This is a genomic window from Kitasatospora sp. NPDC058170 (assembly GCF_042883905.1).
GTDB lineage: Bacteria > Actinomycetota > Actinomycetes > Streptomycetales > Streptomycetaceae > Kitasatospora.
Genome location: NZ_JBHVUV010000054.1, coordinates 16,107 through 31,072, shown reverse-complemented (window position 1 = coordinate 31,072; position 14,966 = coordinate 16,107). Strand labels below are relative to the sequence as shown.

Genomic DNA, 14,966 nt, shown 5'->3' with positions numbered 1-14,966 from the left:
TCCCATGGAGACCGCCCCTGACGGGCACCAGCCCACTACACTCACCGCGCAGCCCTCTGATCAGGCAAAACGTCGAAGTCCTGCTGGAGTACTAGGGAGCGTATTTGGTTGTGATCAATTTGTGGGATTCGCCTGCGTGGGCAGGTCCTGGTCCGGTAGACCATGTTGCGTGACGCGAGCGCAACTATCTGACGCGGAATGGGAGTTCATCGGGCCGTACTTGCCGGTCGGCGAGTACGGCCCGTATCCGGAGCGGCTGCGGCAGCAGTTCGAGGGTGTGATCTGGCGCTTCAGGACGAGTGCGCAGTGGCGGGAGATGCCGCAGGAGTTCGGCGCCTGGTCGACCGTCTCGAACCGCTTCCGTCAGTGGCGTGACGCCGGCGTCTTCGAGGCGTTGCTGGAGGGTGCGATCGCCGAGGCTGCGAAGCGCGGTGAGGTGGACCTGTCCCTGGTCAGCGTGGACTCCACGACTGTCCGGGCCCACCACGATGCCGCTGGGATGCATCTGGACCCCGACACGCTGACCGCCTTGGAGAAGGCCGCTGACGAGGCGGAGAACGCCCGGCAAAAGGGGGCGGCCCGGAGGGACAAGCCGGGCAGGATGCCGTTGACGACGCAGAGCGGGAGGAACGGCGACGCGTCAGGCGCAGGCGCAAGCTCGGCTTGAAGGCCGCCTTGCTCGGGCGCTCCAGGGGCGGGCAGACCAGCAAGGTCCACGTTGCCGGTGACCGCAGGTGCCGCCCGTTGGCGTTCGTCCTGACCGAGGGGCAGGCGGCCGACAGCCCGCAGTTCATCCCCGTGCTGAAGAAGGTCCGCGTTCGCGGGCCTGTCGGCCGTCCCCTCGCACTCGGCCCGGCGCGGTCGCCGGGGACAAGGCCTACTCGTCCCGCGGCAACCGCGCCTACCTGAGAAAACGCCGTATCAAGGCGGTCATCCCGGAGAAGAGGGACCAGGCCGCCAACCGGAGGAGGAAGGGCAGCAGGGGCGGTCGGCCCGTCGGCCACGACGCCGAGTTCTACAAGGAGCGCAACACCGTCGAGCGTCTGATCAACAGGCTGAAGGCCTGGCGAGGCATCGCCACCCGCTGCGACGAGACCCTGCGAGCTACCTCGCCGGCCTCCACCTTCGGGGCGCGATGATCTGGATCAAGGACCTCACCAGAGCCGCCGCTTGATCACGACCAAATACGCACCCTAGTAGATTTCGGCGGCTTGGCGGCGGCGGGAGATCGCTACCAGGGCGGCACCGGCGGCGATGGCTGCGGCGGCGCCGCCGGCCACCCGGTCGAGGCCTTCGTCCGTGCCGGTGGCGGCGAGCTGGCCCGAGGATGCGGGCGTGGTGATGGCGAGCGGTACAGGTGCCGCAGCCGGGGCCGGGGCCGGGGCTGCGGTCGGGGCCGGGTTCGTGTTGGTGCTCACCACGTCAGCGGCTTGGACGGGCGGGGCGGTCCGGTCCGTTGACGGGCTCTGCCCGGTACCGGTGTTGTCGGCCTGGTCCGGCTGCTGGACCGGCGTGGTGGGCTTGGCGGCGGCCGCCGCGTTGGCCTCGTCTTCGGCGCGGGCGGTGTACTGGCCTTCGCGCAGGAAGTTGAGGATGTCCTCGTTGGTGCCGAAGAGGGCGGCTTCGGCGGCTTTGCGGACGGCGGGGCCGCCGGTGTTGAGGAACTGGGCGACCTTGAGCTTGTTGTCGGCGCGGCGCTGCTTGGGCAGTTCGACCTGGAGGAAGTGCCGTAGGTCTGTGGCGGAACCGGCGAGGGCCTTTTCTGCGGCCTCGCGGACGCCGGTACCGGACTCCTTGTCGGCCAGGATCCGCTGCACCTCGGCACGGTCCCGCTCCTCTTGGGCGGAGTCGTTGTCCCCTGCGGCGTCGGACGCCGTGTCCGGACCGGACACCCCGGCCGGCTTCGGCTGCTCGGCGGCGGAGGCCATCGACGGGAACAGGACGGTGGGCGCAAGCGCAGCCGCAGCAAGGATCGCGGACGTCTTGGGCAACTTCATCAAGCAGACCTGTCTTCTTGAGTGGAGAACGTGGGGACTGACCGTGAATCCGGTCTACGTAGATCGTTTTATGTGACCGACATGGCGCTTCCCGCTCCTCCACGCACGGGCGGGGCGGCCGAGGACGCGGGCAGGGCACTGCGGCCGCGCCTGAGAGTCGGCCGCGCCACCGCCTGGTTCGCCGCCCGCGGGAGGCAGGGCCGGGCCGTGAGGGCTGCGGGCGGCCGCGGGCGGGCCGTCCGCAGCCCGTGTCGGGCGGCGGTGTCTACAGGGTGCCGGTGATGACGGTTCCGGTGTGGCTGCCGGCGATGGCGGAGAGGTTGAGGGTCTCGGTGGGGGCCCAGTTGCCGTCGGCGTGGCGGACGGTGAACAGGACTCGGTTGTCGTTGGTGGCGACGGCGACCTGGGCGTCGGTGTCGACGGGGGTGGCGCTGATGCTGGTGCCGGTGACGTTGCCGAGGACGCCGCTGAGGGAGGCGATGGGCTGCCAGTTGCCGTCGGCGTAGCGGACGGTGTGGTACTGGTCGTTGCTGACCAGGGCGAGGTTGAGGTCGTTGCCCTGGCGGGCGAGGGCGACGGCGGTGACGGGGCCGGTGTTGCCGGCGGCGGCGGCAACCGATCCCCACGCGCTCCAGTTCCCGTTGGCGGCGCGCACCGTGTGGTAGACGTTGCCGCCTGTGACGGCGGCGATGTGGAGCTCCCCGGCCGCGGTGGAGGCGGCGGCGATCGAGGTGATGCCGTTGAGCGGTCCGGTCGCGTCGGTGACCAGGTTGAAGCGCCCCCACGAGCCGCCGGCGTTGCGGACGATGTGGAAGAGCTTGTCGTCCGCGACCACCATGACGTGGAGGTCGCCGCCCACGGAGGCGACCGCGACCTGGGTGATGTTGCCGAGGTCGCTCACCGAGGTGTTGAGGTCGCCGAACTGCTGCCACGTCCGGTCGGCACTGCGGACGGTGTGGTGCAGGTGCCCGTCGCCGCCGAGGGCGACGAGGTGGGTACTGGTGTTGATGCCGGCGGAGGCGACGGTGCGCACCCCGCCGATGGTGCCGGCCTTGGCCTGGACGTCCTCGAAGGGCGTCCAGGTGCCGTCGTAGAGCCGGATCGCGTGGTAGAGGTTCGTGCCGCCGCGTACCAGGGCCTGGGTCTTCCAGCTGACCGCGGCGACACGGACCTGCAGGACCCAGTCGGCCAGGCCGTCGACCCGGGTGTTCGAGGCGCCGGTGCGGGTCTCGGCGGCGGGGACACCGAGGCAGCCCCCCTGCCAGGAACGCGACGCCACGGCGACGAGCTCGGCCTTTCCGCTGGTCTCGCGGATGACGGGGGCGCCGGTGTCGCCCTTGCAGATGGCGGCGCCGCCGGTACCGGTGGTGTCGACGGTGGTGGGCTTGACCGTGTTCAGGGTGAAGGCGCCGGAGTGGAGCCTGTCGGGAACCCATTCGGTCTTGGTGCGGCCGTAGGCGGGCACGCGAAGGCTCTGCCCGGTCGCGGGTGCGGTCTTGGCCACGGTGAGCGGGGTGATGCCGTCGACGGGGGTGGCGAGGCGGGCCATGACCAGGTCGCGGTCGGCGCGGGGGACCAGTTCGACGATCTCGGAGGTCGCGCCGGCCTGGGTGGTGAGGTCGGCGCGGCCGATGGTGGCGGTGGTCTTCCACTTCGGCGCGCCGGCGGCGAGCGCCTGCGGCTTGGCAGGGTCGTCGGCGAAGCAGGACGCCGCGGTGAGGACCCAGATGCGGTCGACGAGGGCGCCGGTGCAGGCACGAACGTTGTCGCCGATGGTGATCCGGGCGGTGTAGGCGTAGGAGCCGTCTGCTGCCGGGTCACCGACGGCGGCACCGGCCGGTGCGCTGCCGAACGTGGTCAGTGCGCCGGCTCCGAGGACGGCGGCCAGGACACCCGCGCGCCAGGTGCGGGTGGAGGCGGTCCGAGACATGGTGTGGTTCTCCTGCGGCAGGAAATTGGACGATGATGCCGGCGGGGCCGCGACCTGACTCGGTGCGGCAATCCGGGGCTGACTGCGGTGGGGTCAGACGGCGGGTCCCGGTGGAGGCATCAGCCGGTGACGGTGAGCTGGACGGCGGTGGCCGGCGCCCGGCCGGTGCCCTCGCCGACGCCCCTGACGCCATCTGTTGGAACGTCCAGCGTCTGGCTGGCGCCATCGGCGGTGAGTGCGACCTGTACGGAGCGGCCCGCGGTCTGGACGGCGAAGACATCGGCCAGCTCCAGGAAGAGCGAGCCGGTCGTGCTGGTGGCGGTGAAACAGATCTTGTTGCCGGCGTTGCCCGGCGTACGGGTCCAGATCTGGATCTGGCTGGGCTTGGCACAGTCCGCCAGCAGGACACGGCCGTCACCGCGCATGAGCTTCACGTTGGTGATGCCCTCCGCGCCCGGGTGGGTGAAATCCTCGACGGCCGGAGGCGGTACGGAGGTGCCGGCCGCTGGCGGGACCGGTGGCGGGGTGTCGGCCACAGCAAGTACGGACACACCCGCCGTGATACCGGCGGCCGTGGCCAGTGCCGTGAGCAGGCCGCGGGTGCGGCGTTTCATCCGGGTCCTTCCGAAGGGTGGGGTGCTCGGGTTGCGGCTGTCACAGGTCTCGCGCCGGGTCAGCCGGTCCGCAGTTCGACCAGCGTCGCCGGCTTCTGGCCGAGTCCCTCGGCGACGTTCTGCATGGTGTCCTTGGGAATGTCGACAGTCGCTGTGGCACCGGTGTCGGTGGTCAAGCGGGCGTGCACGGCGTAGCCCACCGTCCGGATGCTGAACGTCTTCTGCAGTTCAAGGGTGAGGAAACCGGCGGTGCCGGTGACACGGAAGCAGGCCGTAGGCCCGGCGCCGTCGACGGCGAGGCTGAAGAGCTGGATCTGGGTGCTGGTGTAGCAGTCGGCGGGGACGATGTGCCCGTCTCCGCGCAGGAGCTTGAGCAGCGGAGCAGGCGATGTCCCGTAGGCGAAGTCCTCGACCGCGGGCGGGGCGGAGGAGTTGTCCGCAGGAGCGGTGCCGGCTGCGGCGATCGTGGGGGCGCCGACGGCGAGGGCGGCCGCCAGAGCGGCTGAGCTGACACCCCACCCTATACGAGTATTCATCGTGACTTTCCTTCCATTGATCCGGGATGGCCATGCCTGCATTTGGTCGGACGCATCCGAACCCGGGCCGAAAAGTCTCACTAAAACCTGGCAGTCGGTCAGACAATACCTGGCGCGGCCAAATTCCAGGTCATCCGTCAAGTGATTTACCGCCATGCCCGACCCTCCTGACGGGAGGTGCAGGAGTGCTGTGAACAGCACAAGTATCCACGGCATGGGCTGTATTTCCCATTATGAGTCGGCCGAACCCCACCTGCCGACCGGCCGAACCCCACCTGCCGACCGGCCGAACTATTCCGGCCGGTCGGCGGGTTTTCTCCCGACCCTTCCGTGAAGGCTTGTCCTAGCACCTTCGAAGCTGGCCACTCTGACGATGAAGGCCTTTATCTGATTACGAACTGACGAGTTCTTGGCACTAGGCTCTCGCGTGCCGGGGAATACCTTGGCCCGACAACTGATCAGAGGGAGTTCTTGGTGGGCGTATTGATAACTCGAGCGGGGCTGGGAAGGAGGACCTGGGGGGCACCCTTGCGTGGGCTGAGCCTGTGGCTGCTGCCACTGGCTCTGCTCGCCGGCCTGCTGGGTACGACTCAGGCCTTCGCGGCCGGGCAGGACGGCGCTACGCCGCCGGGCACTCCACGGGTGACCGACCGGGCCAAGGTGCTCAGCTACTGGGCAACCGGAGGACCAGGCGTCAAGACGGCGGCCGAGGCGGCACTGCTCGGGTCGGACGCCGAGGTGCGCCAGTTCCTCGAGAGCAGGCGCGCCGCGATCCAGGTGAAGGACGACCAGCTCGCGGTATCGCAGATCTACGCACTGGCCGGCCCTGGAGTGAAGCAGCTCGCCGACAAGGCGATGCTCGGCTCGGCCCAGGACCTGCAGACCTTCCTCGAAGGGGGATACCGGCAGGCGCTGATCAAGGACCAGCAGCTCCAGGTCGCGCAGTTGAGGAACGGCGCCGGGGCGGGAGTTCGGAAGGCCGGCGAAGCCGCGCTGCTCGGCTCGGCCGACGACCTGCGGACCTTCCTGATCGAAGGCCAGTACACGGCGAGGGAAGCTGACGACCGGGTCAAACTGGTCCAGATCCTCAGCGAGGGCGGGCCGAACACCCAGGCCGCCGCGCGCCTCGCGCTCAACGGCTCGATCGCCGACGTCCGCGAGTTCCTTGCGGTCGGCCAGAACGTGGCCCGCGCCCGAGACGACGAACGCACGACAGTCGCCCAGCTGGTGCAGAAGGCCAAGGAAGCCTCCGCGCAAGCGGTGCGCGAGTCGGAGGCCGCGAAGGCGTCCTCCGCACAGGCCGTGTCGGAGTCGAAGAAGGCGAAGGAGGCCGCAGCCCGGGCAGCCGCGGAGACCGAGGCCGCCGGTGCGGACAAGGCCGCGGCGGGCGCGGCAGCCGACAACGCCGCGCAGGCCGCCAACCGGGCCGCCACCGCCGCGCAGAGCGCCGCACAGGCGGCACGGTCGGCGACCAACTCCGCCCGAACCGCCGCCACGGCCGCTTCCCAGGCTGCGTACGCGGCCGGAGGCGCGGCACAGGCCGCCTCCCGTGCACGCAGCGCCGCTGCCTCGGCCGCGGTGAACCGGGACAAGGCCGGCGACGCCACGCAGGCCGCGCTGGAGGCGAAGACCGCGGCCGACAACGCCCTCTCCGCCTCCCGAGCCCTGGACGATGCCCTCTTCGCCGCCAACGCGAGCAAGATCGCGACGAGTGCGGCGGCCGGCGCGGGCGCCGACGCCGGAGAAGCGGCCACATCGGCCGAGCGGGCCGGCGGATTCGCCGAGAAGGCCGGAGCCCAGTCCGCCCGCGCGAAGCAGGCCGCGGCCTCCACCCGCCGCCACGCAGACGAAGCGACCCGGGCCGCCACCGCCGCCACGTCGCTGGTCTCGGAGGCGATCCTGTTCGCCACCGCCGCCAGGACCCTCGCGAACTCCGCGGCCGCCCATGCCCAGGCCGCTGCGCAGGCCGCCGACGAAGCGGCCCAACACGCCGGCGAGGCGGCAACCGCCGCCCAGAACTCCAAGGCCCACGCGGAGCAGGCACAGGTACTCGCGAACGAGGCACAGGCGGCCGTCGAGCAGGCGGGCAAGGTCCAGGACCTGACCCGGCGCACCGAGGCCGAGGACCTTGCTGCCCGCACCGCCGCCGCACGGGACCAGGCGATCGACGCCCGCGCGGCCTACGACGACGCGGGCAACACCGCGGGCGAGGCCGTGCAGCAGGCCCGCCGCTACCAGGATGAGGCGACCCGCCTGGCCACGGCCGTCCTCCGGCCGGACGCGAACCCCGCGCAGATCGCCACCGACGGACGCAAGCTCGCCCTGCTGTCGCTGCAGATATCCGGACCCTGGGACGCCGCCGCCGCGCGTACCGCCCTGTCCGGCTCCGACAGCGCCGTCCTGGAATACGTGCGCACCGGCCGCGCCAAGGCAGTGCAGCTCGACGAGCGCGAGCGCGTGGCCGACCTCGCCGCCGACTCCGAGATGCCCGCCGTCCGCTCCGCCGCGGCCCAGGCACTCAAGGGCGACGCGGCCGCGGTGACCGCCTTCCTGACCACCGGCCAGTACCAGGCCGCGGTCAAGGACTACCAGCTCGCCGTCGCGCAGTCCGCCAACGACGCCGGACCCGAAGTGAAGGCCACCGCAGAGACCGCGCTCATGGCGGGCACCGTGCAGGCACTACGCGACTACCTCGGCCCCGGCCGCTTCAACGCCCAGATGGCGGACGACAAGCTGCGCGCGGCCCAACTGCGCAACGGCGCCGGCCCCGAACTCGAGGCCGCCGCCCGCGTCGCCATGGAAGCACCTCCGCAGATGCTGCGGCAGTTCATCGCGACCGGGCAGTACATGGCCCATCGCAAGGACCAGCTCGCCGCCGCCCACATCGCGGACGTACAGCGCCTGATCGCCGAAGGCGTCGTCGTCACCGCCTACGCCCAGCAGTCCGCCGCAGAGGCCGCCCAGGCCGCAGCCGTCGCCAAGGGCGCGGACGACGAGGCAAAGACCGCCGCAGGCCAGGCCCAGGAGGCGGCCGCCAAGGCCGCCGACTACGCTTCCCAGGCCAAGGACAAGGCCAAGTCGGCCGAGACCAGCGCCGCCCAGGCCGCCCAAGCCTCCAAGACCGCCAACGAAGCCAGGGCCACGGCCGACCGAGCCACCGTCAGCGCCCGCTACTCCGCCCAGCAAGCCCAGAAATCCGAGAAGCAGGCGCGCGCGTCGGCGCGCACCGCCTACGCGGCGGCCTCGTCGGCCCGGGCCTCGGCCGAGGCCGCGGGCCAGGACGCCCAGACGGCGGCACGGGCCACGGCGGCGGCGTTCGACACCGCCGCCATCCAGGCCTCGGAGGAGCGCAAGCACGAGGCACTGACCGAGCAGCTGAAGCTGGAGGACGTAGCCGCCCAGGTGCAGAGGGAAGCACTCAGGCAGCAGGGGACCACCGAACTCCTCAGGAAGATCTCCACCGGGCCGATCCTCACGATCGGCGGCCCGATCGACTGGGGAAGCGGCCCCAACCTGGACTGGCTGAGGCCCATCTTCAAGGGCATCGACTACGTCGCCGACAAGTACAGCGAGGCCTTCGGCGTCTTCACCGAGGCCTTCACCATCGTCGCCTCGCTCTACAGCGCAGCCCTCGCGCTCAACGCGAGTCTCGTCTTCGAAGCCATGCCGGCCCTCCTCTGGGAGGGAGGCTCCTGCATCGGCGCCCTCTTGGGAGACGCCAAGGAGAAGTCCCCGTCCTGCACGAACCCGGTTGCCGCCTTCAACGGCCCGGCACAGAAGCTCCTCGACCTCACACGGAAGCTGCCGTTCGGGGACAAGGTCACCAACTTCCTCAAGGACGCCTTCTCCCGCGTCGGCCTGTGCGTTGGGGGCAACAGCTTCCCGGCCGGCACCCCTGTCCTGATGGCCGACGGCACACACCGCCCCATCGAACAGGTCCGGGAAGGCGACCACGTCCTGGCCACCGACCCGGTCAACGGACGAACCGCTGCACAAGCAGTGGACGCCACCATCTACACCCCCGACGACAGGGACTTCACCGACCTCACCATCAAGTCGACGGACGGGGCCACCGGCACGATCACCGCCACCGACCACCACCCCTTCTGGGTGGAGAGCAGCCGGAAATGGGTCGACGCCGCTGACCTCAACAGCGGCGACACCCTGCGCACCCCGAGCGGAGCGACCGTCGACATCGTCGAGGTCAATCACCACAAGGGTCTCGATGCGGCCTATAACCTGAACATCCAGAGCCTTCACACGTACTATGTACTCGCTGGCATAACGCCGATCTTGGTCCACAATTCAAATTGTTGGACAGCATCCGATGATGTGCTGGATCATATCTACGACACCTACGGGCCCGAAGTGGCTCAGGGGGTGGAGTACAACATGGCTCGCTATAACGAGGGTGCTACTGGGCATGCCCTCAATGGCGTCGGCGCCGATGCAGTGGCTACCGCTCAGTATCTTGCACAGCCTCACAATTTCGCCTATGTCGACTTTTCGACCGGCAATTCTGTCTGCTACGACTCGGCGAATGGAATTCTCGTAATTCGAACCCCGCAAGACGTGCATGCCTACAACTTCACAGAGCAGCAATGGAAAAATGCCGTCGGTACAAAGTATGTCGAACGCTAGTCGCTTGGCTGTGCAGCTGGGCGGGCGGCCAGCCATGGAAGTGTGGTCTAGGCAATGAAGAAGGGGTATTTGCATGAAAATGGAGCATGTTGATGGTGAATTTGCTCTAAGGTTGAATCGCCGCGAGATCGTCATGATCATCTCAACTCTGGGATGGGTCGACGCTCTGGTTCCATCCGATGAGGCATTCAAAGACTACGTAGGCTGGTCAAGGGAAGAGTGCGAGGCATTTTCGGGTATGCTCGCCGACTTCTGTCGATCTGCCCCGCCGGAACTTCCTGGCTCACCGGTCGTATAAAGGAAACAGACGCCGCCTCGACCGGGACTTGTCGAAGCAGGTAGAAAATGGCAGTGGCCCCACACGGCCTTCACGTCGTTCCCATACCTCGTAGCCGAGTTCAGGATCACGTGAAGGCTGTTCCGCCGACCGCCAAATCCCCGTACGAGTGACGGGCTGGACGACCGGTTCGAGGCCGCAAGCAGGCAGCCGGCTAACTCGACCTCAGCTCTTGGGCGGCGCGTACGTGGCCAGGAAAGCCAGAACATTCGGCAGCGCGCCGTCCTTGAGCAGATCTGCGCCGTGCCGGGCACCCGGGTAGATCTTGAGCTGCTTTCCGGGGCTTGAAGATGCGTCGTACAGCGCCTTGGCGTCGCCGCTGGACGGCAGGTCGTCCTTCTCTGCTGCGAAGAACGTTGGCAGTTTGCCGAGGGCGACCATCTTGGCCGCGTCCCAGTTGCCGGAGCGCTGGGGCGCGCTCAGCGCGACTACCGCCTTCTCCGGGCCATCGACCGGCGAAGCCATCTTGTCCAGGAGGGCCGTGGCCGTACCTGATGCGCCGACCATGACCATCTTGGAGAAGCCCTTGCTCGCCAGGAAATGGTCGGCTGGGCCGAGATCATTGAAGAAGTCCCCGCTGCTGGTGAAGGCGAGCACGGCGTATCCGGCCTTGGTGAAGCTTCCGAGGTAGGGCACCCAGTCACACAGCGAGCCTCCGTCCTGGTGCCAGAAGATGAGCGCCACCTCGGCACCGCCGCTGTCCGAGTCCTGGAAGTACGCCTTGTTCGTATTTCCCCTGTCCTGCACGGTCACAGCGCCCTTGCGGCCCTGCTCCTCGGTCAGGCATCCGAACGTCGTGACGGTAGACGTGGAAGCAGTCGAGACCGGCGCCCCGGGACCGCTACACCCGGCCAACAGCAAAGCAGCGGCCGAAAGACTCGCAGCCGCGGCCACGCCTATGCGCTTCATGATTCCCCTCTGGTGTATGCGGGCCAGCTCGGTGAAGCCGCCGTCAGCACAGTAGGGATTACGGCGCCGAGACGTCAACGGACGCGATCTTGGGGCGTAAGCACCACTGCCCACCCTGGCACCCACCGAACACCGAGAAGTGAGGTCCCCTCCTTCGGGCCAAAACGTTAAACGACAAGGTGAGTGCCTGTTTCTGAACTTCAATGTCCCGTCTCAGTGGATCTTGCCGGTAGCCGAGTCTGTGACCAGGAGTGATGCAAGGTCGGGTGAGACATGCCTTCGGCGGAGTCTCACTTGACGTTGCCTCTCAGCGACACCGCCGCATGGCAGTCTCAGTTGATGTTGCCGGTCGGCTTCCAAACACGACGACGGATTCTCACGTCTGATTCGCCGTGGTTGGTTCGTTGTGCCGCAGCCATGCGAGCGCTTCCTCTCGCTCCATGCGGGGTGCCCCCATGAGCCACTCCTCGCGGGGGTCCCACACCCTGGTGGCCGCCCAGTCGAGCATTCGCTGTACGGGCTCCGTATCGCCCGGGTTGGGCACCGCGAGGGAGCTGATGCCGGTCTCCCAGGTCGTCCCCAGCACGGCGACGGTGCTGTCCAAGGAGAGCATTGCGAACTCCGGGCGTCCGGCACGTGAGCCGAGCAGGTGCTCGGGGTAGCCGTGCTCGCTCATCCCCAAGCGGATCGCGCAAGCGGCGCCCATGATGTCCCAGTCGTCAAGCAGGCGGACCCGGCGCCAGACAGAACGCCGGTGTCGGGAGGCCGCCTTCGCGCTGTAGAGGTTGGCGGGCAGGGCAAGCAGGAACTCACGGTCGGTGCCGAAGAGGCCGGAGGACATGGCCAGCTCGTACCAGGCCTGGTTGGCATGCTCGATGAGGTTCGGGGTGTCGTAGTCGAAGTAGGCGTCCCGCCGACCCGTCGCGGGGCCGCAGCTGATTGCCGCGCCCACCACGAACGCCGGCAGTTGAGTCTCCGGAACCCCTCCCTCAAGCACCTTCAGGCCTGCGCTCCGCAGCGGCGCATATACCTTGCGTCGCATCTCCTGCCTGCCCAACTACCACTCCCACTCTGCCGCTCGACCGTTGGTCGAGTCTATGGCCGGTCCGCAGGCGGCCCACCCCCAGGAGAGAGCCAAGGCGATCGCGCTGGCTACAAGGTCGCTGGTCAACGGTCATGGAGGGCTGATCGGCGACGGTGATCGGCCTGCCGACAGCGCCCCGAGCAGAAGCGAGCGTCGGCACGACGCTCCAACCCCGCCAGCCAGGTTGGGGCCACTGCAGCGAGCGTCGACCGCTTCGCCGCTCTGGAAACAGCTTTGGGGCCACTGCCAGAGCACCTCGATGACCTCCAAGAAGGTCTCCCAGCTCCTGATCGGGGCGTCGTTGGCGGCTGGCGGGAGAGCGGGCGATCGCCTGAGAGTGGCGCCACTTCGGCACCAGCTGCCCCACGTCGCACGCCAGATCCTCCAGGCGGTGTGATCAGTTGATACGGCAAGATCGGCGCACTATCCGAATTCCGGGGGATCTCGTCACCATGCGCCGCACCATCGTGCTCACCGCCGCCACGGCGGCACTCGCCCTTACCGCTCTGACCGGTTGCAAGGACGACAGCGCCGCCACGGTTGCGGCCGGCGCCGCCGCTTCCCCGAGCTCGGTGACCGCCCCCACCACGGCGGCACCCATCGGCGCCCCCACGAGCACCAGTCCAACGAGCCCCGTACCGGGCGCCTTCGACCCCGAGCAGGCCCTGGCTGCCAAGCCGGTGCCGTACTCCGCCGTCATGTCCGTGGCCAACGAGGTGGCCGGCACACCGTCGTTCACGACGAAGGGACGAGTCAACACCAGCGCGCCCATGACCGGCCAGATGGTGCTGCGCTCCGCGGACGCGCCCGGTGAGCAGGCCGCCGTTCACACAGAGGTCGTCCTCGCGGAAGACTTCGCCTACAGCCGTGACCTGACGAAGCCGGGCAGCGGCTGGGTCAAGGTCCCGCGGTCCGGCCAGGACCGGGCGGACTACGTGAAGTACGCCGCGCTGCTGCTGGCCACTGGCCCCTCGGCCCGCAAGGGCATGGAGGACGTTGCGGGCACCCCCGTCTACCATCTGGCCGGCCGCCTCGAGGTGGAGCAGATCGCCAGCATCGACCCGCAGGTCTACCGCTCGATGAAGGGCAAGATCACGACCTTTGACTGTGATCAGTGGATCGACAGCCAGGGCCGCACGCTCCGCTTCGAACAGCGGATGACCATCCGGGGCCAGGCCACCGTAAACAAGATCACCTTCACGGAGTTCGGCGGTCCCGTGACCGTCACCGCGCCCGCCAACGACGAACCCGCGACCGGGTCCTGAGCCTCGCCCCCACTGGTTCAGCGGCGTAGGCCCTGACTCCCTGACCCGAGCGTTCGGCCGCGGGGAACACGCCGCCGATCGCCCGGCAGCCCTTGCTCCATACCGCCACCGGCTGGATCACGCGCCACCCCGACCACCTGCGCGAGGACGACCGGCAGCAGCTCAAGACCCTGCTGGACCGCTCACCCGAGCTCACAGCCGCCGCTGCCGTCCGGCCACGCCCCGCCTCGCGGGTCGCCCGCCGTCTCGGCCCGGGGCGGCCCGAGCCACTGCTCCCGGCCCGGTGCGGCTGCGCCTGGTGGTCGTGCTGGTCGTCGGGCCGTGTCCCGGCCCCGGACTGCTGCGTCCGGCTGCCCTTCGTCAGGCCCGTTGCCGGGCCGGGGCTGCTCCTGTCGGGTGCCCTGTCGCGTGGGGGGCGCTGTCGCGATGTGTGACGTGGGCGCCGGGCCCGGATCCCCGTGCTTGGGCGGGCCGCGACAGCCCTCGCGACAGGGGGCCGCGGGCGTCCGCGTCCGGCCCTGCTGCTCCCCGGCCGGGAACGGTCGACCCCCGGCCCCCGCTCCCCGGTTCCTCGGCTCCGGTCGGGGTGCTGCCGCAGAAGCCCGCCGGGCCGCCCGCCGGGTGCCGCCGCGCCGGCACGGTCGCCGTCTGGCCGGGCCCGGCCCGCCCCGCCCTGGCCCGCCTGTCGGTCGAGGTTCAGACCGGGTGGTGTCCTCGGCCGGCTCTCCTGGTGTCAGTGCTGGCGGGCAGGATGTTGATCATGTTTAAGGGATGGTGGCATGTCCGGCCGGAGGAGGAGCGTCAGCAGTGGGTGCTGGAGCCGTTCACGGCTGTGGGGCCGTTGCGCTTCGGGATGGACGCTGAGGAGGTGACGCAGGCTCTGCGTGGTGTGACCGAGGACGTCGAGCACCGTACGTGGTCCGGTGGACGCGGCAACAACACTTGGAGGCCCTCGGAGGGCCGGTGCCGGGAGTTCGGCCTGCATCTCTACTACCAGGACGGCCGGCTGTCCGGTGTCGCGGTCGACGCGCTGTGTGGACCGTAGGTCACCGCAGAGGGCACCGCGCTCGTGGGCCAAGTGCCCTCCGCGGTGGAGCAGTGGATGCGGGAACGTGACGAGACCCGGACCGACGAGCTTTCCTACATGAGCGCGGGCGTGCCGTGCTCGAAGTCACTGGGGGTTGTGGTCAACGTCCAACGGGAGGGCGACCGCCTCCTGACCCGGCCGGTGTTCTACCCCGCCGAAGCCCTCGACGACCTCCCTCACTGGCTGCCGCAGAGGGCCTGGGACATCCACGACTGAGTGCCGTCCAACCGCACTCGACACCGGCCCCCAGCTCGACCAGGTGGCACGCGGCCGTGAGCGGGGCCGGTTCGCCTGCTTCGGCCGCTGCCGGTCCGCCAGGGCGCCCCAGGCGGCCCGGCGTGGTGGTGCCGTCCGGCCGGGCGCGGGCGGGGGCCCGCGCCCGGCGCTCAGCCGGTGGGCCCGGTGGGCGGTCCGTCAGGGCGTTCTGGGCGTCGTCCTGGTCGTGGTCCTGGCGGTGGCCGTCAGGGTGTCCTGGGCGGTCTGGTCCTGGTGGTGGCGTTCGGCGGCCGGGGTGGTGGACTGCAACGTGGGGGTGCAAACGCGGGGTGCGACACGGGGTCGTGTTG

10 protein-coding genes and 1 pseudogene are annotated in these 14,966 nt (G+C 69.4%); 5 read left to right on the top strand and 6 right to left on the bottom strand.

Translation table 11 applies throughout. The features are described 5' to 3' along the window. Positions 1-169 precede the first annotated feature (169 nt). Positions 170-1,174 (top strand): annotated as a pseudogene (locus tag ACFVVX_RS36225) (IS5 family transposase). A 19-nt stretch (positions 1,175-1,193) separates the two neighbouring features. Here the strand turns inward: ACFVVX_RS36225 and ACFVVX_RS36220 are convergent. From ACFVVX_RS36220 to ACFVVX_RS36205, 4 genes are all read right to left on the bottom strand, one after another. Then, positions 1,194-1,997: an ALF repeat-containing protein gene (locus tag ACFVVX_RS36220; RefSeq protein ID WP_387952197.1), complete on the bottom strand. Its 804-nt coding sequence runs from the start codon at positions 1,995-1,997 to the stop codon at positions 1,194-1,196. A 265-nt stretch (positions 1,998-2,262) separates the two neighbouring features. After that, positions 2,263-3,927: a S1 family peptidase gene (locus ACFVVX_RS36215; protein WP_387952195.1), complete on the bottom strand. Its 1,665-nt coding sequence runs from the start codon at positions 3,925-3,927 to the stop codon at positions 2,263-2,265. Between the two features lie 119 nt (positions 3,928-4,046). After that, positions 4,047-4,541, bottom strand: coding sequence for a hypothetical protein (locus ACFVVX_RS36210; protein ID WP_387952194.1), 495 nt, complete (start codon positions 4,539-4,541; stop codon positions 4,047-4,049). 59 nt (positions 4,542-4,600) lie between these two features. Continuing rightward, complete coding sequence (locus ACFVVX_RS36205) at positions 4,601-5,077, bottom strand: hypothetical protein (RefSeq protein ID WP_387952192.1); 477 nt, start codon at positions 5,075-5,077, stop codon at positions 4,601-4,603. A gap of 528 nt (positions 5,078-5,605) precedes the next feature. Here ACFVVX_RS36205 and ACFVVX_RS36200 point away from each other — a divergent pair. Beyond that, the gene (locus ACFVVX_RS36200) at positions 5,606-9,718 is read left to right on the top strand and encodes a polymorphic toxin-type HINT domain-containing protein (protein ID WP_387952190.1); all 4,113 of its coding nucleotides are present in this window, start codon (positions 5,606-5,608) and stop codon (positions 9,716-9,718) included. 502 nt (positions 9,719-10,220) lie between these two features. Here ACFVVX_RS36200 and ACFVVX_RS36195 read toward each other — a convergent pair. Both ACFVVX_RS36195 and ACFVVX_RS36190 read right to left on the bottom strand, forming a co-directional pair. Beyond that, positions 10,221-10,964 carry a hypothetical protein gene (locus ACFVVX_RS36195; RefSeq protein ID WP_387952188.1) on the bottom strand — a complete coding sequence of 248 codons (744 nt, stop codon included), beginning with the start codon at positions 10,962-10,964 and terminating at the stop codon, positions 10,221-10,223. A gap of 376 nt (positions 10,965-11,340) precedes the next feature. After that, on the bottom strand, positions 11,341-12,021 hold the full coding sequence (locus tag ACFVVX_RS36190; RefSeq protein ID WP_387952186.1) for a hypothetical protein: 681 nt from the start codon (positions 12,019-12,021) through the stop codon (positions 11,341-11,343). A gap of 479 nt (positions 12,022-12,500) precedes the next feature. Here ACFVVX_RS36190 and ACFVVX_RS36185 point away from each other — a divergent pair, with 479 nt between their 5' ends. The 3 genes from ACFVVX_RS36185 (at position 12,501) to ACFVVX_RS36175 (ending at position 14,616) form a co-directional block, all read left to right on the top strand. Beyond that, positions 12,501-13,313, top strand: a complete 813-nt coding sequence (locus ACFVVX_RS36185) for a hypothetical protein (RefSeq protein WP_387952184.1) — start codon at positions 12,501-12,503, stop codon at positions 13,311-13,313. Between the two features lie 760 nt (positions 13,314-14,073). Next, positions 14,074-14,358, top strand: a complete 285-nt coding sequence (locus tag ACFVVX_RS36180) for a hypothetical protein (RefSeq protein WP_387952182.1) — start codon at positions 14,074-14,076, stop codon at positions 14,356-14,358. 57 nt (positions 14,359-14,415) lie between these two features. Further along, positions 14,416-14,616 (top strand): hypothetical protein, encoded by a 201-nt coding sequence (locus tag ACFVVX_RS36175; protein WP_387952180.1) that lies wholly within the window; start codon positions 14,416-14,418, stop codon positions 14,614-14,616. The last annotated feature ends 350 nt before the right edge of the window (positions 14,617-14,966 follow it).